General features: G+C 34.8%; 23 protein-coding genes and 1 pseudogene. 18 read left to right on the top strand and 6 right to left on the bottom strand.

Annotation, left to right across the window (positions count from 1 at the left end; all coding sequences use genetic code 11):
• Positions 1-27 precede the first annotated feature (27 nt).
• Together BN3107_RS07495 and BN3107_RS07500 are read right to left on the bottom strand one after the other, a co-directional pair.
• Positions 28-618, bottom strand: a complete 591-nt coding sequence (locus BN3107_RS07495; RefSeq protein ID WP_058306986.1) for a YhcN/YlaJ family sporulation lipoprotein — start codon at positions 616-618, stop codon at positions 28-30.
• Positions 619-704: 86 nt separating this feature from the next.
• On the bottom strand, positions 705-1,160 hold the full coding sequence (locus tag BN3107_RS07500) for a hypothetical protein (protein WP_058306987.1): 456 nt from the start codon (positions 1,158-1,160) through the stop codon (positions 705-707).
• Between the two features lie 175 nt (positions 1,161-1,335).
• Here BN3107_RS07500 and BN3107_RS07505 point away from each other — a divergent pair, with 175 nt between their 5' ends.
• The 3 genes and pseudogenes from BN3107_RS07505 to BN3107_RS07515 all read left to right on the top strand — a co-directional run bounded on the left by BN3107_RS07505 (position 1,336) and on the right by BN3107_RS07515 (position 4,486).
• Positions 1,336-1,617, top strand: coding sequence for a YlaN family protein (locus BN3107_RS07505; protein ID WP_058306988.1), 282 nt, complete (start codon positions 1,336-1,338; stop codon positions 1,615-1,617).
• Between the two features lie 218 nt (positions 1,618-1,835).
• Positions 1,836-3,196 (top strand): annotated as a pseudogene (locus tag BN3107_RS07510) (IS4 family transposase).
• A 96-nt stretch (positions 3,197-3,292) separates the two neighbouring features.
• A complete protein-coding gene (locus BN3107_RS07515) occupies positions 3,293-4,486 on the top strand; it encodes an FtsW/RodA/SpoVE family cell cycle protein (RefSeq protein WP_058306989.1) in 1,194 nt (397 codons plus the stop codon).
• Between the two features lie 111 nt (positions 4,487-4,597).
• On the opposite strand, the gene BN3107_RS07520 is transcribed toward BN3107_RS07515, so the two are convergent.
• On the bottom strand, positions 4,598-5,485 hold the full coding sequence (locus BN3107_RS07520; protein ID WP_058306990.1) for a COX15/CtaA family protein: 888 nt from the start codon (positions 5,483-5,485) through the stop codon (positions 4,598-4,600).
• 398 nt (positions 5,486-5,883) lie between these two features.
• On the opposite strand from BN3107_RS07520, the gene cyoE reads away from it, so the two are divergent.
• The 7 genes from cyoE to BN3107_RS07555 all read left to right on the top strand — a co-directional run bounded on the left by cyoE (position 5,884) and on the right by BN3107_RS07555 (position 12,853).
• Complete coding sequence (cyoE, locus tag BN3107_RS07525; RefSeq protein WP_058306991.1) at positions 5,884-6,819, top strand: heme o synthase; 936 nt, start codon at positions 5,884-5,886, stop codon at positions 6,817-6,819.
• A 94-nt stretch (positions 6,820-6,913) separates the two neighbouring features.
• Positions 6,914-8,011: a cytochrome c oxidase subunit II gene (coxB, locus tag BN3107_RS07530; protein ID WP_058306992.1), complete on the top strand. Its 1,098-nt coding sequence runs from the start codon at positions 6,914-6,916 to the stop codon at positions 8,009-8,011.
• Between the two features lie 26 nt (positions 8,012-8,037).
• Positions 8,038-9,888: a cytochrome c oxidase subunit I gene (gene ctaD, locus BN3107_RS07535; RefSeq protein WP_187371008.1), complete on the top strand. Its 1,851-nt coding sequence runs from the start codon at positions 8,038-8,040 to the stop codon at positions 9,886-9,888.
• A complete protein-coding gene (locus BN3107_RS07540; RefSeq protein ID WP_058306994.1) occupies positions 9,888-10,508 on the top strand; it encodes a cytochrome (ubi)quinol oxidase subunit III in 621 nt (206 codons plus the stop codon). Before ctaD ends, BN3107_RS07540 begins: the two co-directional genes overlap by 1 nt.
• Positions 10,509-10,832 (top strand): cytochrome c oxidase subunit IVB, encoded by a 324-nt coding sequence (gene ctaF / locus BN3107_RS07545; protein WP_058306995.1) that lies wholly within the window; start codon positions 10,509-10,511, stop codon positions 10,830-10,832.
• A gap of 654 nt (positions 10,833-11,486) precedes the next feature.
• Positions 11,487-12,377 (top strand): cytochrome c oxidase assembly factor CtaG, encoded by an 891-nt coding sequence (ctaG, locus tag BN3107_RS07550; RefSeq protein WP_058306996.1) that lies wholly within the window; start codon positions 11,487-11,489, stop codon positions 12,375-12,377.
• A gap of 20 nt (positions 12,378-12,397) precedes the next feature.
• Complete coding sequence (locus BN3107_RS07555; RefSeq protein WP_058306997.1) at positions 12,398-12,853, top strand: DUF420 domain-containing protein; 456 nt, start codon at positions 12,398-12,400, stop codon at positions 12,851-12,853.
• A gap of 64 nt (positions 12,854-12,917) precedes the next feature.
• Here the strand turns inward: BN3107_RS07555 and ytvI are convergent, their stop codons facing one another.
• Positions 12,918-13,973 (bottom strand): sporulation integral membrane protein YtvI, encoded by a 1,056-nt coding sequence (ytvI, locus tag BN3107_RS07560; protein ID WP_058306998.1) that lies wholly within the window; start codon positions 13,971-13,973, stop codon positions 12,918-12,920.
• A 96-nt stretch (positions 13,974-14,069) separates the two neighbouring features.
• Positions 14,070-14,438 carry a YugN family protein gene (locus BN3107_RS07565; RefSeq protein WP_058306999.1) on the bottom strand — a complete coding sequence of 123 codons (369 nt, stop codon included), beginning with the start codon at positions 14,436-14,438 and terminating at the stop codon, positions 14,070-14,072.
• 157 nt (positions 14,439-14,595) lie between these two features.
• Here BN3107_RS07565 and BN3107_RS07570 point away from each other — a divergent pair, with 157 nt between their 5' ends.
• The 7 genes from BN3107_RS07570 (at position 14,596) to coaD (ending at position 18,758) form a co-directional block, all read left to right on the top strand.
• Positions 14,596-15,633 carry a CAP domain-containing protein gene (locus tag BN3107_RS07570; RefSeq protein WP_058307000.1) on the top strand — a complete coding sequence of 346 codons (1,038 nt, stop codon included), beginning with the start codon at positions 14,596-14,598 and terminating at the stop codon, positions 15,631-15,633.
• Between the two features lie 67 nt (positions 15,634-15,700).
• Entirely contained in the window at positions 15,701-16,090 is a 390-nt protein-coding gene (gene ylbD, locus BN3107_RS07575) for a spore coat protein YlbD (protein ID WP_058307001.1), read from the top strand.
• Between the two features lie 10 nt (positions 16,091-16,100).
• Complete coding sequence (locus tag BN3107_RS07580; protein WP_058307002.1) at positions 16,101-16,334, top strand: YlbE-like family protein; 234 nt, start codon at positions 16,101-16,103, stop codon at positions 16,332-16,334.
• A gap of 64 nt (positions 16,335-16,398) precedes the next feature.
• Positions 16,399-16,842 carry a YlbF family regulator gene (locus tag BN3107_RS07585; protein ID WP_058307003.1) on the top strand — a complete coding sequence of 148 codons (444 nt, stop codon included), beginning with the start codon at positions 16,399-16,401 and terminating at the stop codon, positions 16,840-16,842.
• 30 nt (positions 16,843-16,872) lie between these two features.
• Positions 16,873-17,151, top strand: a complete 279-nt coding sequence (locus BN3107_RS07590; protein ID WP_058307004.1) for a YlbG family protein — start codon at positions 16,873-16,875, stop codon at positions 17,149-17,151.
• A gap of 565 nt (positions 17,152-17,716) precedes the next feature.
• Positions 17,717-18,286, top strand: a complete 570-nt coding sequence (rsmD, locus tag BN3107_RS07595; protein WP_058307005.1) for a 16S rRNA (guanine(966)-N(2))-methyltransferase RsmD — start codon at positions 17,717-17,719, stop codon at positions 18,284-18,286.
• Positions 18,279-18,758 carry a pantetheine-phosphate adenylyltransferase gene (coaD, locus tag BN3107_RS07600; protein ID WP_058307006.1) on the top strand — a complete coding sequence of 160 codons (480 nt, stop codon included), beginning with the start codon at positions 18,279-18,281 and terminating at the stop codon, positions 18,756-18,758. The genes rsmD and coaD overlap by 8 nt, the downstream gene beginning before the upstream one ends.
• A 5-nt stretch (positions 18,759-18,763) precedes the next feature.
• On the opposite strand, the gene ylbJ is transcribed toward coaD, so the two are convergent.
• Positions 18,764-19,960 carry a sporulation integral membrane protein YlbJ gene (gene ylbJ, locus BN3107_RS07605; RefSeq protein ID WP_316245022.1) on the bottom strand — a complete coding sequence of 399 codons (1,197 nt, stop codon included), beginning with the start codon at positions 19,958-19,960 and terminating at the stop codon, positions 18,764-18,766.
• Between the two features lie 160 nt (positions 19,961-20,120).
• Between ylbJ and BN3107_RS07610 the strand changes: the two genes are divergently transcribed.
• The gene (locus tag BN3107_RS07610) at positions 20,121-21,140 is read left to right on the top strand and encodes a SepM family pheromone-processing serine protease (protein ID WP_058307008.1); all 1,020 of its coding nucleotides are present in this window, start codon (positions 20,121-20,123) and stop codon (positions 21,138-21,140) included.
• Positions 21,141-21,341 lie beyond the last annotated feature (201 nt).

Raw genomic sequence — 21,341 nt, forward strand, 5'->3', positions numbered from 1 at the left:
TGTGTGAAGTACTTTGAGAGTTATACACTATCGATCTTTCTGGTGATTAGATTGTTCTTGATTTATTTTTTCCAATTCCTGTTCTTCTTTTTCATCGATCATTTGTTTATTTTGATCAATTTTATCGGATTGTTTTTCATTTAAAGGCAGTTCAGGCATCCATCTTCCTGTTATATTAGCGAGTTCTTCAGTAATTGCCTCGATAGGGTGCCCATCTTGTATTTTATTTCCCATCCCTTGAATTCTTTTATGCAAATCTGCATCAGCTACAATAATTGCTTTTCTGCCGAAGGGATCATGTTCTAAAGCTTCTAAAACGGAGTATTTTATTGATCCAACATGTGTCCGATCTAAATCCTCATTTACATCAACACTTACAATTACCCCTCGGTTCGTAATAAGAGCGGAAGCATCGTTTACATTTGGCACTTTACTTGCAAGATTTGCTAAATATTGAGCTTTTTCTTGATTATCTGCGTCATCTGGTGCAGATGGATCAGAGTTTTTGACTTGAACTGCACCAATATTATCTGTGCTAGTGGATAAATCATTTTCTTGTACATCTTGCTGACAACCAAACAACACAAATAGTAAACTACACATAATTAAATATTTCATAAAAAAATCCCTCCTTCTTCTCTGTATATTTTCTGTAATAAATAATAAAATATACTAACGAGTAGAAGAAAGGACGAAAGAATTGTTTAAATCATTTCGATTTCTTTAATACCTTTTATTGGGTTTTCTTGATTTGAACCATCTCCAAAATACAAATAAGCAGGACCTTGATCTTTTATTTGTTTGCCATCGATAGAAAATAACAAATAACTGTTTATAAGTTGTTCCTTTGAGATTGTTTTAGTATCATCTTTCATTACCAAGTTAGCTTTGGTAACATTTTCGTTCATTTCTGCATTTTCGATAAATTCTTTGATTGGCATGACATAAGAATTCTCGAGCAATTCTTTTTTATTATATTTTTTGATGCTGTTATTGACTGGTGGTTTATTAAGCTTACTGTTTGATTCGATTTTTTCTTCACTTGAGGGAGCTGCATCATTAAAAGCCTCTTCCAATCTGACTTTTCTGTCATCAAAAATCCAGACACTAGGGTCTAATGTAATAGGATATTTAACATTTCCTTTAATTTGGATTATCATTATCTTTCACCTCTTCATTTATACGTTACTATTAAGGATAGCAGACTCTTAAAAAAAATGCATTTTAATTAATTATAACTATAGAGATAGTTTGTGAACATTTGTATTATCTTGCAATTTAGAAATTTTCACGATAAAATTAATAATAGAAGTTTTATAGACGGAGGGGATTTTTTTGATACCTGAAGTGGCTTTAAGTAAAGAGAAGCAAGCCTATGCCCTTCTAAAGGCAGATGCGGATAAGATTCTGCAATTAATAAAAGTTCAAATAGATAATTTAACCATGCCTCAGTGCCCTTTATATGAAGAAGTACTGGATACTCAAATGTTTGGATTATCTAGAGAAATAGATTTTGCTGTCCGCTTAGAGCTCATTCAAGAAGAGGACGGTAAGGAGTTACTAGATAATTTAGAAAGACAATTAAATGTACTGCACGAAGCATCACAAAACGTTTAATCGGAAAAGTTCAAAAACTTTGCCATTTTGGGCAAAGTTTTTATGTTTTTACTCAACTTTCGCAGCTAGAAAAAAGCATTCCATATAACTAGCTGTAAAGCTTATTACTGTTCAAATATGCTCATTGACAATCGAAATAGGTATAAAAAAACACCTCAACTTTTGGTATAGTGTAATTGACTAGAAAACACTACCAATACAGAAGAGGTGTCTCCTATATGATAGCGAATAATGACCAAAATAATCAACTACCAAATGAACTTTCCTCCATCTTTAAAGAATTAAACGTGTATAAGCATCTTAGAAAAGCTGGTATTACAAAGTCTGTCGGCTTTACTTGTGCCTATCTTTTTCAATTGATTTTTTGTTTGATCTTTGAAAATAAGAACTGGTATCAAGTACTTCAAAGTAACAAAGCGAATGATTGTCCAGAGAAGAATGCCGTCTATCGCTTTTTAAACAAATCTACCTTTGCTTGGAGAAGGTTTTTACTATTTCTAAGCGCTCATACCATTGGAAAAGTAACGAACTTAACGAGTCATGATCGACCAAAAGTATTGATTGTCGACGATTCTTCGTATGATCGTAATCGCAGTAAATCCGTTGAATTATTAGCTCGCTGTTTTGACCATGCATCCCAAAAGATGCGCTTTTATAAAGGATTCCGTATGCTCACGCTTGGCTGGTCAGATGGTGCAACGTTCATTCCAGTGGACTTTTCCTTATTGAGCTCAAAGAAAAGCCAAATCAATGGTATATCATCAAAAGTTGATAAGCGTAGTTCCGGTTATAAACGTAGAGTAGAAGCATTACAAACCGCACCTGAACAACTACCAGGTATGGTGGAACGCGCCATGAATGCCGGTATCGATGCTTCCTATGTGCTGATGGACTCTTGGTTCACGTATCAGCCTCTCGTTAAGGAAATAAAAGAGCAAGGGTTGGACGTCATTGGCATGGTAAAGAACTTGAAACAGCGTTACCCTGTGAATGCCACCTTGCAAGCTTAAAGGACCTTTATCGTTTTGCGAAACCAACAGGGGGAAAGAAAGGCATTCTTCGTTCGATTCATACCACACAAGCGAATGGCGTTCCTATTAAAGTTGTCTTTGTTCGTAATCGAAATAAAAAGAGTGAATGGTTAGCTATTCTAAGCACCGATTGTACACTTAGTGATCAAGAAATCATTCGTATTTATGGGATGCGATGGGACATTGAAGTTTTTTTCAAAACAACAAAATCTCTTTTGAAGCTTCAAAAAGAGTTCCAAAGTCGTTCGTATGACGGTTTAATTAGTCATACGACCATCGTATTTGCACGATATATTATTCTCTCGTGGCAAAACCGATGTAGCACAGACGAGCGAACACTTGGCGGCATGTTTTATGAATTATGTGATGAAATTCATGATCTCGATTGGGCTGTGGCACTTCAGCAGTTGATCGAGCTTCTTGAAGATGCCTTGAAACAGAGCAACAAGAAGGTACAAAAATTAATCAAAAATCAAGTCCAACACTGGATTGCAGGATTACCTATCTACATCAGGGCTTACCTGCCTATTTCAGTGTGCGAAAGTTGAGTTTTTACTAATATTATATAAAATGACCTATATTAATAGAAGCTTAATTTGTGATAGAATAATTACAATGATATAGAAACTATCGAGGTATTCAATATGAAGCAAAAAACAAAAACATTTGATTTTTTATTAATGCTACCACCTTTACTGTTATCAGGATTCGGTATAGTGATGATCTACAGTGCCAGTATGGTGACTTCAGTCATGAAAGATGAGCCTGCGTATAGTCTGGCATTAAAACAAGGTATATGGTTCACAGTTGGATTGGTAGGTTTCTTGTTTGCTTGTTTTTTTAATTATAAAATATACCAAAAATTAACAAAGTGGATTGTTCTTGTGATGGTAATGGCATTACTAGCAGTTGAACTTTTTGGAGTAACTCTTAATTACTCTAAGTCTTGGATATATATAGGATCTTTTTCAGTACAACCTTCTGAATTTATTAAAATAGGTTTAATTATCTATTTAGCGGCAATTTATACAAAAAAACAAGCCTACATAGGTGATTTTTTTAAAGCTGTTTTACCACCACTTGCCATTACTAGTCTTTTGCTAGCCTTAATTATCAAACAGCCAGATGTCGGAACTGCAGCTATTATTTTTTCAATCGCATGTACTGTTATTTTTAGTTCTGGGATAAAATTTAAACACTTATCATTACTAATCTTTATTGGAGTGACTATTCTTATAGCGATTGGCTTTCAAATGGTAACAGATGAAAAAGCCTCACGTTTCACGGGTGCTTATCAACCTTTTGAAGATCCAGAAGATAGTGGTTACCAGCTTATTCAGTCCTATATAGCTATTGGAACTGGTGGAGTTCCAGGTGTAGGTATTGGACAAGGTATTCAAAAATTAGGTTATTTAACACAAGCTGAAAGTGATTTTATTATGGCGGTAATTTCCGAAGAACTAGGATTATTTGGTGTATTGTTTGTTTTAGTAAATTTAAGTATTATTGTATTAAGAGGTTTATTCATTGCTAAAAAGTGCGAAAATGCTTTTGGCAGTCTTCTGGCTATAGGAATATCATCAATGATAGGTATTCAAGCAATTATTAACTTAGGGGCGATCAGTGGATTATTGCCTATCACAGGGGTAACATTACCTTTTGTTAGTTATGGTGGGACATCGCTAGTGGTGTTATTATTTTCAGTTGGCATTTTAAATAACATTACCAGACATGTAAATTATCACCGATTTAATGAAGAATCTACAATACCAGAAGAGCAAGAAACAAATAAACAAGTCACTTCCAATAGGTTTAGGCAAACATATTCTTCACGTTAATATAAGTTTACTTCGCACGATTAAGACTTGATAAATGTCATAAGCTATAAAAAAAGCAAAGCCTAAATTTTAGGCTTTGCTTTTTTAGGTTAATTAACAACCTTAAATATATTACATTCTACTACTACGGTATGACAATAATAAGAAATAACATAACAATCCAAAAAACAATGTGATAAATAATGCATGTAATAGAGCAATTATTAAGTTACCGATCGTAAAGATAACAAATGCTCCTAGGATAACTTGGATTGATATGAAAATTGTTGCAATCATCCATCCTAGGTACATGACGCGATGATTTCGATAGTCACGTTTGATCTTAAAGAATATCACCCATGTCCAAACAAACGCAATACCGGCTAATAAACGATGCCCCATTTGCACCCACTGTCCTAGATGATAATCAAAACTGAAAGGTTGACCATTATTACAAAATGGCCAACTAGGACAGGCAAGACTTGAATCAATGTGTCTTACCAGTGCTCCAGAGTAGACTACAAACATAATGTACACCGTCAACCAGATAAACTGTTTACGGTAAGATGCGCTAATATTTAATGAGGATGCATCGAACTTTTGGTCAATTTCAAAAATTAATAAAGTAAGTAATAAAACGGCAGCAAAGGAAATGAGAGAAATTCCAAAGTGAAGTGCCAGCACAAAATCAGACTGTGACCAGAGCACCGCAGCAGCTCCTATTAAACCTTGGGCAACCAGAAAGAAAATCGAAATAAATGCTAAGAATTTTGTTTCGCGAATATGACCGATTAACTTCCAGGATAGAATCGATAATAATAAAACTAAAAAACCTGTGGCTCCAGAAACGATACGGTGACTAAGCTCGATGAACATCTCCAAGGACCAATCACCGTAACAGAATGGCCAATTGGCTCCACACCCCATACCAGATTCTGTTTTTGTAACAAGTGCACCTCCTACAAGTACAAACATCATAGCAATTGTTGATAAAACTGATAAGTATTTCAAAAATTTCATTAAATATATACACCTCTTCGTCTAGCTGATCATCTATTATTCCATAATCATTTTCTGATAGCTTAACATCTCTCAATTATAAATACACTTAGTTAAACCCTTGCAAAATCACAATGGATTATGCTAGAAATAAATAGGGCATAATAGAAGAAACATTATAAAAATCTTGTTAATTATAACAAAATAAAGTCGCTTCGTGTCATATATAATCTATTTCGTTTAATTGTTCACAAAAATGTCATATTTAAAAATCTCTAGACAACTTAAATAGCGAAGCAGCTTAATACATGGTACAATATCATTGTTTGGTAGTTTATCATAGTGAAATCACTATTTGTAAAGAATTGATTTACATACTTTTATGTTTTGAAATGTTGGAAAGGAGGTAACAACTAAAAATGGATAAAATGGAGTTTTCGTCGAATGAACCAATTTTATCAACACACACTAATGAATATTTATATAGTTGGTCAGAATTAAAATCATTGATGAAGGTTGGTATCATTAATTCGAACACTATGACTGCATTTGCTGGGTTTTGGTTAGCCTTGTTTTATACAGGTTCCTCCTTGTCACAATATTGGCATGTACTGCTTGTGACCTTAATAGGTACTGCATTTGTTATTGCAGGCGGTTGTGTGATTAATAATTATTATGATCGAGATATTGATCAAGTGATGAAAAGAACACAATCAAGACCTACTGTAACAGGGACGATTGATATCATACATGTGCTTACTATTGGAATAGCACTTTCCGTAATAGGGGTTTTAGTGTTATCATTAGCATCTATCCCAACGGCTCTTTTTGGTTTAGTAGGGTGGTTTAGCTATGTAGTTTTATATACGATTTGGTCTAAACGAAAATATACGATCAATACTGCAATAGGAAGTTTATCTGGAGCCGTACCTCCATTGATAGGTTGGTCAGCAGTAGAACCAAATTTAGGAGCAAGTGCATGGGTGTTATTTCTATTGATTTTCATTTGGCAAACGCCACATTTTTTAGCAATAGCCATGAAAAAAGTCGAAGATTATCGAAATGCAAATATTCCAATGTTACCAGTTATTCATGGTTTTGAAATTACGAAACGGCAAATGCTAATCTATATCATTTGTTTAATACCGATCCCTTTTTTCTTGCATCAGTTGGGATTGCTTTTTATTGTATTAGCTTCTATTTTAAATATTGGATGGTTCGTTTTAGCAATCAAAGGTTTCTTTGCAAAAGACGATTATAAATGGGCTAATCAAATGTTTATTTATTCCTTGTTATATTTAACAATCATTTTCTTTTCAATGATTATTATTACTTTTCCAAGTAATTTGTTATAATAACTAATAGGAGTTTTTTTGTCAGTAGAACTTGAATTTTTTCAGGTTTTTCTAAATAATATTTTAAGTTAAAAAAAGAAAGAGAGGGTTAAAAATGAAAGAATGGATGGGAAAAATCCGAACTCTGTCATTATTTTCTTTTTTGGTAATCATACTTTCTGCGTGCGGTAAAGACAATCTAACTGCATTAGTGCCAAAAGGATATGGGGCAGAGGAATCATTTAATGTCATTTTGATATCAATTCTAGTTATGATTTTTGTCTTTATTGTTGTAATGGCGATTTATGTGTATGTAATTTTTAAATTCCGTCAAAGAAAAGGACAAGAAAATCATATACCGAAACAAACAGAGGGGAACAAAACGTTAGAGGTTGTTTGGACAGTTATTCCTATTTTACTTCTAATTATTATTGCGGTTCCAACTATTGCTAGTACATATGATTTAGCAGATGAATCCGAAAAAGAAGACAGTATTAATGTTAATGTACAAGGGATGCAATTCTGGTGGAATTTTGAATATGCCAATGAAGAAATACAAACAAGCCAGGAACTGTACATTCCAGTAAATGAAAAAGTTTATTTGAACATGTTATCAAGTGATGTAATTCATTCATTCTGGTTACCGTCTATTTCAGGGAAAATGGACGTAAACCCTGATAATGAAAATACGATGTACATTGAAGCATATGAAGAAGGCGTGTATTGGGGGAAATGTACAGAGTTTTGTGGTGATTCACACTCTTTAATGGATTTCAAAGTTGTAGTAGTTAGTCAGGAAGAATACGATCAGTGGGTAGAAGGTATGCAAAACACTGATCCTGAATATACTGCTGAATCTTCTACAGCACAAGAAGGACAAGAAATGTTCGCAAATAGTTGTATAAGTTGTCATGCAATAGATGCAAGTTCGAGTAATCCTGTTGTTGGTCCTAACTTAGCTGATTTTGGAAATCGAACAATGGTTGCTGGCATCAAAAATTATAGTAAAGAAGCTATTGTAAATTGGATTATGGATCCAGCTGAAATGAAACCAGGTAATGGTATGCTTGGCGCTCCATATTTACAAGATAATTCAATTCAAGAAGAGGATGCTGAAAAAATTGCTGACTTTTTAATGGAGTTAAAAGCAACAGATGAACCTGTTGATAGTGTAGAGCAATTTAAAGAAGAAGAGGCAGAGAACAACAATTAAAGGGAGGTTAACTAGACGTGAGTACAATGGTAGCTAATAACAAAAAAAGCTTCGGTTCTACTATTTGGGACTATTTAACAACAGTAGACCATAAAAAAATTGCTATTATGTATTTAGTTGCGGGTGGTTTCTTCTTTATCCTAGGTGGTTTAGAAGCACTTGCTATTAGATGGCAATTAGTGCAACCGATGAACGACTTTGTTAGTGCAGGTTTTTACAATGAATTAATCACCATGCACGGAACAACAATGATATTTTTGGCAGCGATGCCGTTAATTTTTGCTTTTATGAATGCAGTAGTGCCCTTGCAAATCGGGGCACGTGACGTTGCATTTCCATTTTTAAACTCTTTAGGTTTCTGGTTATTTTTATTTGGTGGTATCATGCTAAACGTGGGATGGTTCACTGGGGGAGCGGCGGATGCTGGATGGACAGCATATGCACCACTTTCCACAACATCACCTGGTGAAGGTGTAGATTATTATGTATTAGGTCTTCAAATTTCAGGTGCAGGTACGTTAATCGGGGGGATTAACTTCCTAGTAACGATTGTAAATATGCGTGCACCCGGTATGACTTATATGCGTATGCCATTATTTACTTGGACTGCTTTTGTTGCAAGTGCACTTATTTTATTTGCATTTCCGGCATTAACGGTTGGTTTATTCTTAATGATGTTTGATCGTTTATTTGGTTCAGGTTTCTTTGACCCATCTATGGGTGGTAATTCAGTAATCTGGCAACATTTATTCTGGATTTTTGGACACCCTGAAGTGTACATTTTAGCCTTACCAGCCTTTGGTATATTTAGTGAAATCATTTCAACATTTTCTAAAAAACGATTATTTGGTTATACGGCAATGGTTTTTGCGACAGTTTTAATTGGTTTTCTAGGATTCATGGTGTGGGCACACCATATGTTTACAGTTGGAATGGGACCGGCAGCGAACTCGATCTTTGCCGTAGCAACAATGGCGATTGCAGTACCAACCGGTATCAAAATATTTAACTGGTTATTTACCCTTTGGGGTGGAAATATTCAAATTAATACAGCCATGTTATGGGCACTTGGTTTTATACCAACCTTTACTTTAGGTGGTATGACAGGTGTAATGGTGGCTGCAGCATCAGCTGATTTCCAATACCATGATACGTACTTTGTTGTTGCACACTTCCATTATGTAATTGTTGGTGGTGTTGTATTTGCCTTATTTGCAGGGACACATTATTGGTGGCCAAAAATGTTTGGAACTATTCTTGATGAAAAATTAGGAAAACTGACATTTTGGTTATTCTTTATTGGATTCCATATGACGTTTTTTATCCAACATTTCTTAGGACTGATGGGTATGCCACGTCGTTATTGGACCTATTTAGAAGGGCAAGGTTTAGATTTAGGTAATGTAATTAGTACAATCGGTGCTTTCTTAATGGGAGTTGGTACGATCGTCTTATTAATTAATATAATTAAGACATCTGTAAAAAATGAAAAAGTAAGTGGAGATCCATGGGATGGACGTACTTTAGAATGGGCAATTCCATCACCACCACCTTTTTATAACTTTAAACAATTACCATTAGTACGTGGTTTAGATCCTTTATGGATTGAAAAAATGGAAGGCAGAAAAGGCATGACACCTGCAGAACCACTTACAGATATCCATATGCCAAACAATTCTTTCTTACCATTTGTAATGTCTCTAGGATTGTTTATTGCAGGATTCGGTTTTATCTATCAAAAGCTTGACATAGCTTGGTTATCACTTGTGTTTATCGGTATGGGTATAACGCTCGGTTGTATGTTAATCAGATCTGTGAAAGATGATCTTGGATACCATATCCATAAAGAAGACTTGAAAAAGGAGGCAGGGGAATAATGAGTGAACATGATGTGTTAAACCCAGGACAAATGCCTCAAAACCCTGAGAAGGCCACCTTGGAAGGTAAAAATAAATTTATGGGTTTTTGGTTTTTCTTAGGTGGAGAAGCAGTTCTTTTTGCAAGTTTATTTGGTACCTATTTAGCTCTGAATAATTCTACAAACGGTGGTAAATCTTCTGAAGAGTTATTTGGTCTAGAATTAGTTTTCATTATGACAATGTTACTTTTAACAAGTTCATTGACAAGTGTTTATGCAATGTATCATATGAAAAATAATGATTTCAAGAAGATGCAAATCTGGTTAGGTATTACAGTAGCTTTAGGTCTAGGATTTCTTGGATTTGAAATCTATGAGTTCTATCACTATATTCATGCATATGAATTCACATTGAGATCATCTGCTTTTGGATCAGCTTTCTATACCTTAGTTGGATTCCACGGTGGTCACGTTGTTTTCGGTTTGCTTTGGATCGTTTCCCTAATGATTCGTAATGCGAAAAGAGGATTAAATTTATATAACGCTCCTAAGTTCTACGTTGCGAGTTTATATTGGCACTTTATTGATGTTGTATGGGTATTTATCTTCACAGTAGTGTATCTTATGGGGGTGCTTTAAATGTCAGAAAAAGTATCTGAATCTCCTCTGCAACATGAGTATGAAAAACAAAAAAGAAAAGAAGAAATGAAGCAACAGGTTATTACGTTTGCTTTAATGATCATCTTTACAATTATCGCCTTTGCAATGGTGACATCTGGATTAGATAAATTATTCGTTATACCAATATTACTCGTACTTGCTGCCGTACAAGTTGCTTTCCAACTTTACTATTTCATGCATATGAGTCATAAAGGTCATGAATTACCAGCGATGATGTTCTATGGTGGAGCATTTGCCGCGTTTCTAACCATTCTAGCATTAGCTGCATTGGTTTGGTGGTAAAAATGAAGCTTGAGAAGTCTAAACACTTCTCAAGCTTTTTTTATGATACATTAAAACTAAACTGCGAAGTAAGTGACATAGGATTATTGGCAAAAGTATTGAGATAAGTGCTAATCCAACGCTCCGGAAAAACACTCCCTTTCCGGGGGCACGGCTTCAGCTAACTTTGGAAAGAAAACCACTTTCCAAAGTGGATCTTCAGCTCGCGCTATTCCCCCAGGAGTGTCGCATTTTTCCTCCGCTTTGACTAGATTTCTGTTCAAAAACGATGAAATATGCTGTGACATCAATATTCTTGCAGTTACTATATTTGTAGAACTTTACTAAAGCGTAGTCTATTTACGAAGACTCCAGCGGGAACAGTGCGAGCTGAAGATCCCGCAAGAAAAGCGTTCTTTGCTTTTCTGAGGAAGCAGACCGACGTGCCCGCGGAAAGCGAAGTAAATAGACGGAGCTTTTGCTAGCACTCATCAAGCAGTTAAAATTGTCACAAGTTCGCAGTTTGTGTCTACTTTGTTGAAGGTTGGCTTTTCTGAGTGGGCTATGCTTTGTTCATTAAATTGTTGAATAATTGTTGATATATTGCTTTTTAATCCTGGGCAACTTCGGTATAATAAGGACTAGTTGTCATGATATAAATTGGAGTGATCATATATGTTAGAGGATTTACAAATATTCGGTTTTAGAGCCTTATGGAGTCCATACTATGCCTTGTTTATTGTAGCATCAGCCTTAGTTTATTATGCTATCTTTATAAAGAGGAAAGATTCTAAACAAGTAAATATCCAGCAAATACTATTCTTCTATGGCGGTTTATTGTTATTGTATGTGATCAAGGGATCTCCTATCGATTTACTATCACATATAATGTTTACGGCACACATGATCCAAATGGCTTTGTACTATTTATTATTTCCAATTTTAATAATCAAAGGAATGCCAATATGGTTTTGGCGAAAAGTATTCGAAGTTCCAGTATTGAAGCAAATATTGAAGCTACTAACAAAACCATTAATCGCATTATTATTGTTTAATGGGACATTTTCTTTTTATCATATCCCAGTAATTTTTGATTTTGCTAAAGCAAATGACATCGCACATGCAAGCATCTCACTTACTATTTTATTCACTGCTTTTATTGTATGGTGGCCTATTTTCACGCCATTAAAAGAAATGGATACAATGTCGCCTTTATTAAAAATAGGTTATATAGCCGCCAATGGGATATTAATCACACCGGCATGTGCTCTTATTATATTTTCAACAGACACCATTTACACCACATATGGAGCAACAGGTGGCTGGATTCAAGCTTTAGCACTATGTGTTCCTGGAGATGTTTTAAGCGGTCTGTCATTAAGTGGACCTGAAATGTTTTCACCAATAGGTGTACTTGAAGATCAACAACTTGGTGGTATCGTAATGAAAATCACCCAAGAAATTATCTATGGTGCAATTCTAGCACGAATCTTCTTCCCTTGGTTTAGAAGTGGAGCAGACAAAATTGATCCGTTGCCTGAAAATCACCAAGCAGAACAAATATAAGATCGGAAGGCGTGGGGGAAATGGAAATATTACCAACAATTAGTACTTTTTTTATTGTGTTAAGTGCGATTCTCGTTGCAATAGGTTGGAGATTCGTTGTAAAAAAGCAATATAAGGCACATAAAAAAACAATGGTTGCTGCAGCAATAAGTGCACTTTGCTTTTTTATTATTTATATTTCGAGAACGATTTTTATCGGTAATACAAGTTTTGGTGGTCCCGAAGATTTAAAGATTTATTATACTGTATTTTTAATCTTCCATATTACATTAGCAACGACAGGGGCTATATTTGGGGTTGTCACTTTAATCTTAGCTTTTAAGCGAAATATTAAAAAGCATCAAAAAATTGGCCCTGTTACTAGTGTGTTATGGTTTTTTACCGCAATAACAGGAGTTGCCGTCTATTTATTGTTATATGTATTTTATGAAGGTGGAGAAACCACTAGCTTATTGAAGGCAATTCTCGGAACTTAATAATCAAACAGTTAATGCCCCCAAGAAGATCTACTTCTTGGGGGCATTCTAGTTTAGGAAAATACTAAATTTTAAAATTTGTTTTAAAAATACCTGCTTCTTTCGCAGAGTTAAATGCGATAACAATCAACGGTCCCACAATAAATCCTAATATTCCTAATAGCTTTAAACCAATATACATAGCAATCAGCGTGGCTAAAGGAGATAGGCCGATATGTTTGCCCATTACTTTAGGTTCAACGGTTCTTCGGATGGCTAGCAAGATGACAGAGAGTATGGCTAGTTGACTACCAATAAAAATATCGCCTGTGATTAACATATAGAGTGCCCATGGGCCTAATATTGCAATAGAACCAATTATAGGTATAAAATCAATGATCCAAATAATAAGGGACATGATTAACGCATATTCAGGCACAATAATATATAATCCGATTAAGGAAACAATAAAAATGATAATACTAACTAGAAATTGTGCTTTAAAGAAACCAAATATGACATAGGACAAACGATCATTCATGAATTTTACTTTTTCAGCAGTAGTCTCTTTTAAATGTTTATATGCATTTGCTTTTAATCGAGGTAACTCTAGCATAAACATAAATAGAGCAATCAAATATACGATAAAGCTAACCAAATAATTAGGGATTTCACTTGCTATATTAGCAATTTTTTCAATGCGTACCATATCTCGTAGGTTATCACTCAAAGATGTTGTAGTTGATTGAATTTGTTTTTTTACTTCAATGACGAATTCATTAGGTAAATCTTCTGTAAAATGATCCAAATCTTCTTCCCATTCTAATACTTGGTCTTTTACTGAAAGCATATATGAAGGTGCGTTTTCAGCAAAATTTACAACTTGTCCGATAATCTTGGTAACGGCATAAGTACCAATTGTACTAATAATTACAAGAAAAATTATAAAGACAATTGTTACAGCTAGTTTACGGCTTAATCTAAGTCTTTGTATAATCCAGCGTACGACAGGATTAAGAATTAATGCCGTAATAAAAGCTAAAATTAAGGGGATAGATACAGGCAAGATAAGAATAGCCGCTACTATCAATAAAAGTATAATAAAGAATAATTTTATATGTTTTTTAGATATATTTTTCATTTAACTACTATCATAACTCCTTTCAGAAAGAAGATGGTTATGTATTATGAAAAACGACTGTATTACGTATACAGCCGCTCATTCAGAGATTGAAACTTAGTTTTTCACAAAAGGTTCGAAGTTTTGCTTAGCGTTTTTTAATAATGTCGAAGCGCGCTCCACTGTTGTTTGTGGAAATTCTTCCTGTTCGCCGTATTCGATACCTGTAGGATAATAATGCTTCCCAAGTAAAGGTGTTAATAATTTGATGACAGCATCACCTTTATCTACGTCACCTTCAACCGCATACCCTTGTACTCTTATGTAATAGGTAATGTTTTTCTCTGGTGAACCGATTTTATAATCATATGTAACCCTTTCATAATCCCATTGACCTGCACGCACAAAGTTAGCTTTCTCCATCGCATGGTCTAAGGGTTTTAAATCGATTAGATTGTCTTCAATTCCTGTGTCTGTAATTTTCATACTTTCACCCCATCTAAAATTATCACTAAAACTATAATAGTATGAAATGCGAAAAGATGCAATTTAAAAAGGATATTCCTTGATAAAAACTTTCATCAATAAAAAGAGCGTGCATATAGTTATAAAAATACTATTTTAAAATTCAAGGTGGTGTGTGATGAAATATAAAGTGATAGCGGTAATATCTTTTCTTTTTGTCGGGATTTCTCTTAGTTATTTTTATTTTAGTCCAGAAGACGAACCAAAGAAGGTTATTTATCATAAAAAACAGTCACAGATTAAAGATAGTAAAGTACAATTTGCCGAAGATCATACACTTATTGAACAACAAGACGCGATTTGGAAATATATAAACCAAGATGTAACAACTATCCAATCTGAGATTGGAAATCCGGATCGAAAAGACCCCTCGATGTACAATTATGATTGGTGGATTTATAACAATGAAAATTATTATTTGCAGATTGCTGTCAAAAATAACAAGATAATTAGTTTATATTCCAATTCACCAAAATTGGATTTTCGACCATTAATTATTGGACAAGATATTGAAAGTTTAGAAGATACGTATACATTTCACGAAGAAATAGAAGTTGATCATCTTAAGTTTAAATTGTCGGAACAAGATCTGAAACAAAGGCCGATCGTTCGCTTATCAGAAAAAATATTTGCTCAATTATACATCGATCAATTTACTAACAAACTTGTTGGAATACGAGTGTTAAATAAGGAAGCACTAGAAATACTTAAACCATATGAATTATTTTATTGGGGGGAGTTAAAAGAAGTTGAGACTCCTAAAGATAATAAAAGAAACGAAATCGAAGAAAGTATCGAAAAGCAAATATTTGAAATAACAAATGAACTAAGAAGTGTGTATGAACTTGATTCGTTAACTTGGGACGATCAGGCTGCAGAAGCGGCAAAAAACCACAGTATAGATATGGTGAAAAAAAATTACTTCTCACATTATAGTCAAAACGGAGATGGTTTGAAGGAACGATTACTAGCTGTTGATGCCTATTACTTAGTAGCAGGTGAAAATATTGCGGCACATTATATAGATGGTCCAGCTGTGATCCATGGCTGGCTTAACAGTGAAGGACACCGGGAGGCTTTATTAAAAGAAGACTATACTCACTTAGGTGTTGGGGTATATCAATCGTATTACACACAAAATTTTCTTGGGAAATAGTGGTACACATATGTAGGTAATTCGCATATATTGAGGATAGGAAGATCATGAGGAAGGAGCACGTAAAATGACAAATGCATCCCATTCTTCTGTCCAACAATTTAAAACCTTTATTCATGAACACCCCTTATTAATCAAAAAAGTTCGAGAGGGCGAATTAAACTTACAAGAAACATATGAAAAATATGTGTTATTAGGTGAAGAGGATCCTACATGGGAAAAATATAAAAAAAATCGAGAGGAAAAGACGGAAGAAAATAATAGTACTAGTCAGCTCTATCAAAAATTATGGAAACACATAGAACACTTGGACGTCAATCAAGTAGAGAATCATATTAATGACTTGAATGGAGCAATCGGTAATATACTAACCTTAATTGAACAGTTCAAACAATTTAGAAATAATCAAATGTCTTCCTCTCAGTCTGACCATTTTTTTAATCGTCCAAAAGATTAGGGGGATTTGAATGGAGCCGGAAACCTATCGATTAATACAACAGCGAGAAGACTTATGGCGTTTCATTAGAAATAACCCTGAATGGTATCGCTATTTAACAAGAGAACCTGACAGGATAAGTGAACTAGAGTTAAAATCAAAACAATATTTTGGAAAGACATTACCTCAAAGGTTGGAAAAAACACAACAAAATATACAAATGATACGATTACTAATGGAAATGGCGGGCTCATGGAATGATTAAGAGTCTGCCTCTTTTATTTCTCTTCAATTATTGGTATGATAAAGAGAATGGAGGTGTTTCATACATGTTAGCAACAATCGAGATTGTTGATATTTTAGATAAATCAGAAGCATTAGGTCAAATGGTGTTAGAGTCAGATGTAATGCAGAATTTTAATAAAGCGAAAGAAACGATGGATCAAGATCAAGAGGCACAGGGCTTAATTAGACACTTTACCAAAGTCAAGGATTCTTACGATGAAGTCGAGCGATTCGGCAGATACCACCCGGATTATAGTAAAATCATGAAGGAAATTCGTGTTGCGAAACGGGAAATGGATATGCACGAAACTATTGCCGCTTATAAAATGGCAGAAACAGACTTACAAAAACTTCTAGATGAGGTAAGCCAAGTGGTCGCTTTTAGTGTGAGTGATAAAGTAAAGGTTCCAATGGATGGAGCTGCACTTACAGATGGTGGCTGTGGCTGTGGGTCTGGAAGCAGTGGTTGTGGCTGTAAAGCTTCTTAAGTATAATCCTGTTTGAAGTGAGGTATATATATGATAGTTAAACGCCAAGGTTTAGTAGTTTGGTTTCATCAAATGAAGCATGTTAAACATATAAAGAAATTCGGACACATGGTTCATGTATCTAAAAAGTTAAAATATGCAATGATATATGTCAATCAAGATCAATTGGATGATACATATCAAAAGCTTATAAAATTACCTTTTGTTACAAAAATTGAACCATCTTATAAACCTTTCATCAAAACCGACTTTGAGAAAAAAGTGTTTGATAAAGAAGAAAAAGAATATGATTATAAAATGGGTATATAAGAAAAGCGGAGAGCACCCGTTTAGAAACGTAGCGAATGGAGCGAATCAACTGAGATAAAGGAATCACGGACTTACACAGGAAGTGTTGACATCTGTGTTGCCTACAGGACGTAGGCGACCTTAGCAGATGTACCTCCATTACGAACCGATGATGACTTTCACCTGAAGGCATAAGTGCTACTAAGCCTCTGGTTTCACCAATCGGCAAGTCTTCTTTATCGCAAGCAGATTTGTGAAGTCGCCTAGTTTCTGGGTGCTCGGAGCTAAACAACTTCAAATTTTTATACTTTCTTGCCGTATATAAAAAAACCTGCAGTTATCCTTTAACTGCAGGTTCTTTTTATTTTCTTAATCAAAAAGAAAATAAAAAGATAAAGGGAGAGGAGAAACCGGAGGAAGAACTTATGGGGAAATGTAAGTCTTCTCCGAATTTAAGCAACCATATGCGTTGCTGTATTTAAAGTTTGTACCAAGACGGATCGTTTTATACAAGTGAATTTGAGAATATTACTACTTTCGTGCTATAGTAAGGGAGATTTAGTAAAAATGAAGAGAGGGAAAGGCTTTGAGAGTAATTGCTGGTGAATATAAAGGAAATAGAATCCAACCAGTTCCTAATCAAGTAACACGACCGACAGGTGATAAAATAAAGGAATCATTATTTCAAATAATTGGCCCTTTTTTTAATGGAGGAACTTGTCTCGACTTATTTGCAGGTAGCGGTGCATTAGCTATTGAAGCGATCAGTAGGGGAATGGAACAAGCCATTTTAATTGATAAACATCCAAAAGCTATATCTACTATTCGTCAAAATATCAAACATTTACGTTTGGAAAAAAACGTCGAAATTTATCGAAATGACGCCTTTAGAGCGTTGAAAGCTATTAAAAAAAGAGATATCCAATTTGATTTAATTTTTTTAGACCCACCGTATCATAAAGTTTCTTACGATAAGTTGTTAGACAGTATTATATCTATGGATATCGTAAAAGATAATGGAAGTATTGTTTGTGAACATGACCCTAGTACAAAGCTAGAAACCAAATTAACCGATTACAGCCTAATTAAATATGAAGAGTATAACAATACAACAGCCATCACCATTTTTAAAAAGGATGTGAAAGAGTGTGACTAGATTAGCAATATGCCCAGGTAGTTTTGATCCTGTGACTAATGGTCATTTGGATATTATTCGCAGAGGGGCAAAAGTATTTGATGAAGTTATTGTTGCCGTATTTAATAATCAATCTAAACAACCACTTTTTACCGTGGAAGAAAGAGTTTATCTACTAGAGGAAGCTACAGCAGATATGAATAATGTTTCTGTTGATTCATGCAGTGGACTCTTAATGGATTATGCTCAAAGTAAGAATGCCCAGGCAGTGTTAAGAGGGCTTCGTGCTGTAACCGATTTTGAATACGAATTGCAAATAACTTCCATGAACAGAAAATTAAACGAAGAAATAGAAACGTTTTTTATGATGACAAATAATCAGTATTCTTTTCTAAGTTCAAGTATGGTTAAAGAAATAGCAAAATACCAAGCGAATGTCTCTGATCTTGTACCACAGGTTGTAGAGGATGCCTTAATTAATAAGTTTCGATAACGTAACTATTTGTGTTTTATTAGTAATAAAAGATAAACAAACAACGCCATTAAAGTGAATAATAAACCAGCTTGTTCAATTGATCGATATAACTGTTGCATATTTTCGAGCGGCGGTTGTGCCCAATTCATAAAGGAAACCATAGTAGACTGGATTTGATATTTATATATCGGTACATATAAAAGTACGACAATAATACTCGCAAAAATAGCATGAAGAATACGCGCAAAAAAATAGGGAGCAAAACGTATATCTGTTTCTGCTAAAATACTAGCCACTTGTGCTTGTACAGAAAATCCATTAAAGGCAAGTATAATTGAGACAAATACAGCCTTTATTAGTATGGAACTTTCTGTTTGAGATACTTCGTTAGCACCAATCGTAATTTCAAAAAATCCTGTAAATAAAGGGAGTGCCATTTCTATCGGTAAATGAAGTAGCTGTAAAAATCCAGCAATTCCACCAGCAAAAAAGTGTGCCAAATGAATTTCACGCATTATCTCTGTGAGAACAGAAAATAAAATGATAAATCCCCCAATGACGAGTAGTGTTTGTATTGAGTTTGTAACAGAATCGCCAAGAATCTTGCCAAGAGGTCTATTTTCTTTGATCCTGGCTAAGTGTAGTTGTTCAAATGCTTTTGAAATTGAAAAATTCTGAAATCTATAATTGTTTCTTTCGCGATATTTATAAAAACGCATACAAACTCCGACACAAAAGTTGCTCGAATAATGAGTTAGCGCTAATAAAATACCAAGTTGATGATCATAAAAAAAACCGATAGAAACGGCACCGATAATAAATAAAGGATTTGAAGCATTAGTAAAAGTGACAAGTCGTTCTGCCTCTGTTTTTGTTAACTGTCCTTCTTGTCTTAATCGTGCTGTAAATTTAGCTCCAGAAGGATAACCACTTGCCATTCCCATTGTCCAAACAAAACCCCCTACCCCTGGAACATTGAATAATGGCCTCATAATAGGTTCACAGAGGACACCGATAAAATGTACCACACCAAAAGCAATTAATAATTCTGCAACGATGAAAAACGGAAGCAGTGAAGGGAATACTACATTCGCCCAAACTTCTAACCCTCTTTGACTAGCTTTTAGTACTTCTTGTGGAAAATATATTACCATTCCCGCAATAAATACGGATATGGATGCATAGATAATAGAATACACCTTTTGATTCAACTTTTGCACTCCTTTGGTAACACTTTTCTGTACCTTTGCTCGAATGAGTAGTAAAATATATTATGTTTTTAAAATATTTGTTTGCTAATATATACGCAAGCTTGTACAGGAAATATTACACTTCATAAAGTTTTTAAGGAAATCGTGATTTCGAGAAAGAAGGTTACTTATGTTTCAACTTAAGAGTAAAGCACGTATTATACTGTTTATGATAGCTTTGATTTGCATCTTCTTGTTTTTTAGTTATCAATTGCCATATTATATCCATAAACCTGGCCATGCCGATCCTCTTAATCCTGTGGTAGCGGTTGAGGGAGGATTTGAGAGTGAAGGGGATATGCATCTTGTTACGATACAAGGTGGGAAGGCAACACCTTTTCAATATCTAATGGCATTAATGAGAGATTATTATGATATATTGCCAATCGAAAATGTATTGCCAGAGGGCATGAGTGATCAAGAATACCGTCAGATGCAACTAATGATGATGGAAGACTCTCAGGAGTCCTCTAAAGTTGTAGCATATGAGGCAGCGAATCAAGAAATTGAGATAGAATATGAGGGTGTATATGTTGTTTCTGTGGTCGAGGATATGCCTGCCGAGGGCATACTTCAACCAGAGGATGAAATAATAGAAATAGACCAACAAAAAATAAATGAAGCAAATGATTTAATTGATTATGTGACAGCTAAACAAGCGGGAGATACGATTGAATTAACCATTCTGCGAGATAACGAAACCCTTGAAAAAGAAGTTACATTGCAAGCACTTGAACAATTGGAGGGTAAACCGGGAATTGGTATTAGTTTAGTTACGAATCGATCGGTTAGCGTCTCACCTGAATTACAATTTTCGAGTGGTGACATAGGTGGTCCAAGTGCCGGATTGATGTTCTCTCTAGAAATTTATGACCAATTAACGGAACAAGACATGACAAAAGGTCATCAAATAGCAGGTACTGGTGAAGTGGATTATCAAGGTAATGTTGGACGAATTGGTGGAGTGGATAAAAAAGTAGTGGCCGCAGATCGAGCAGGCTGTGATATCTTTTTTGCACCGTACGAAAATGGAAGATCAGGATCTAACTATGAAGTAGCCAAACAGGTGGCAAAAGACATAGGAACAGACATGAAAATAGTGCCTGTCGATCATTTTGACGAAGCAGTCGAATACCTGGAAAATCTATAAATCCAAACACTAAACATTCAATATTAAGTAGACACAAACTGCGAACTTGTAGCGATTTTGAGAGTATGATGAGTGTTAAGCAAAAGCTCCGTCCATTTACTTCGCTTTCCGCGGGCGCCACCTCAGCCTCCTCGGCAGAAAATCACTGCCTGCGGGGTCTTCGGAAGACGCTGTTCCCGCCGGAGTCTACGTAAATGGACT

This window comes from Gracilibacillus massiliensis (genome assembly GCF_001458115.1).
GTDB lineage: Bacteria > Bacillota > Bacilli > Bacillales > Amphibacillaceae > Gracilibacillus > Gracilibacillus massiliensis.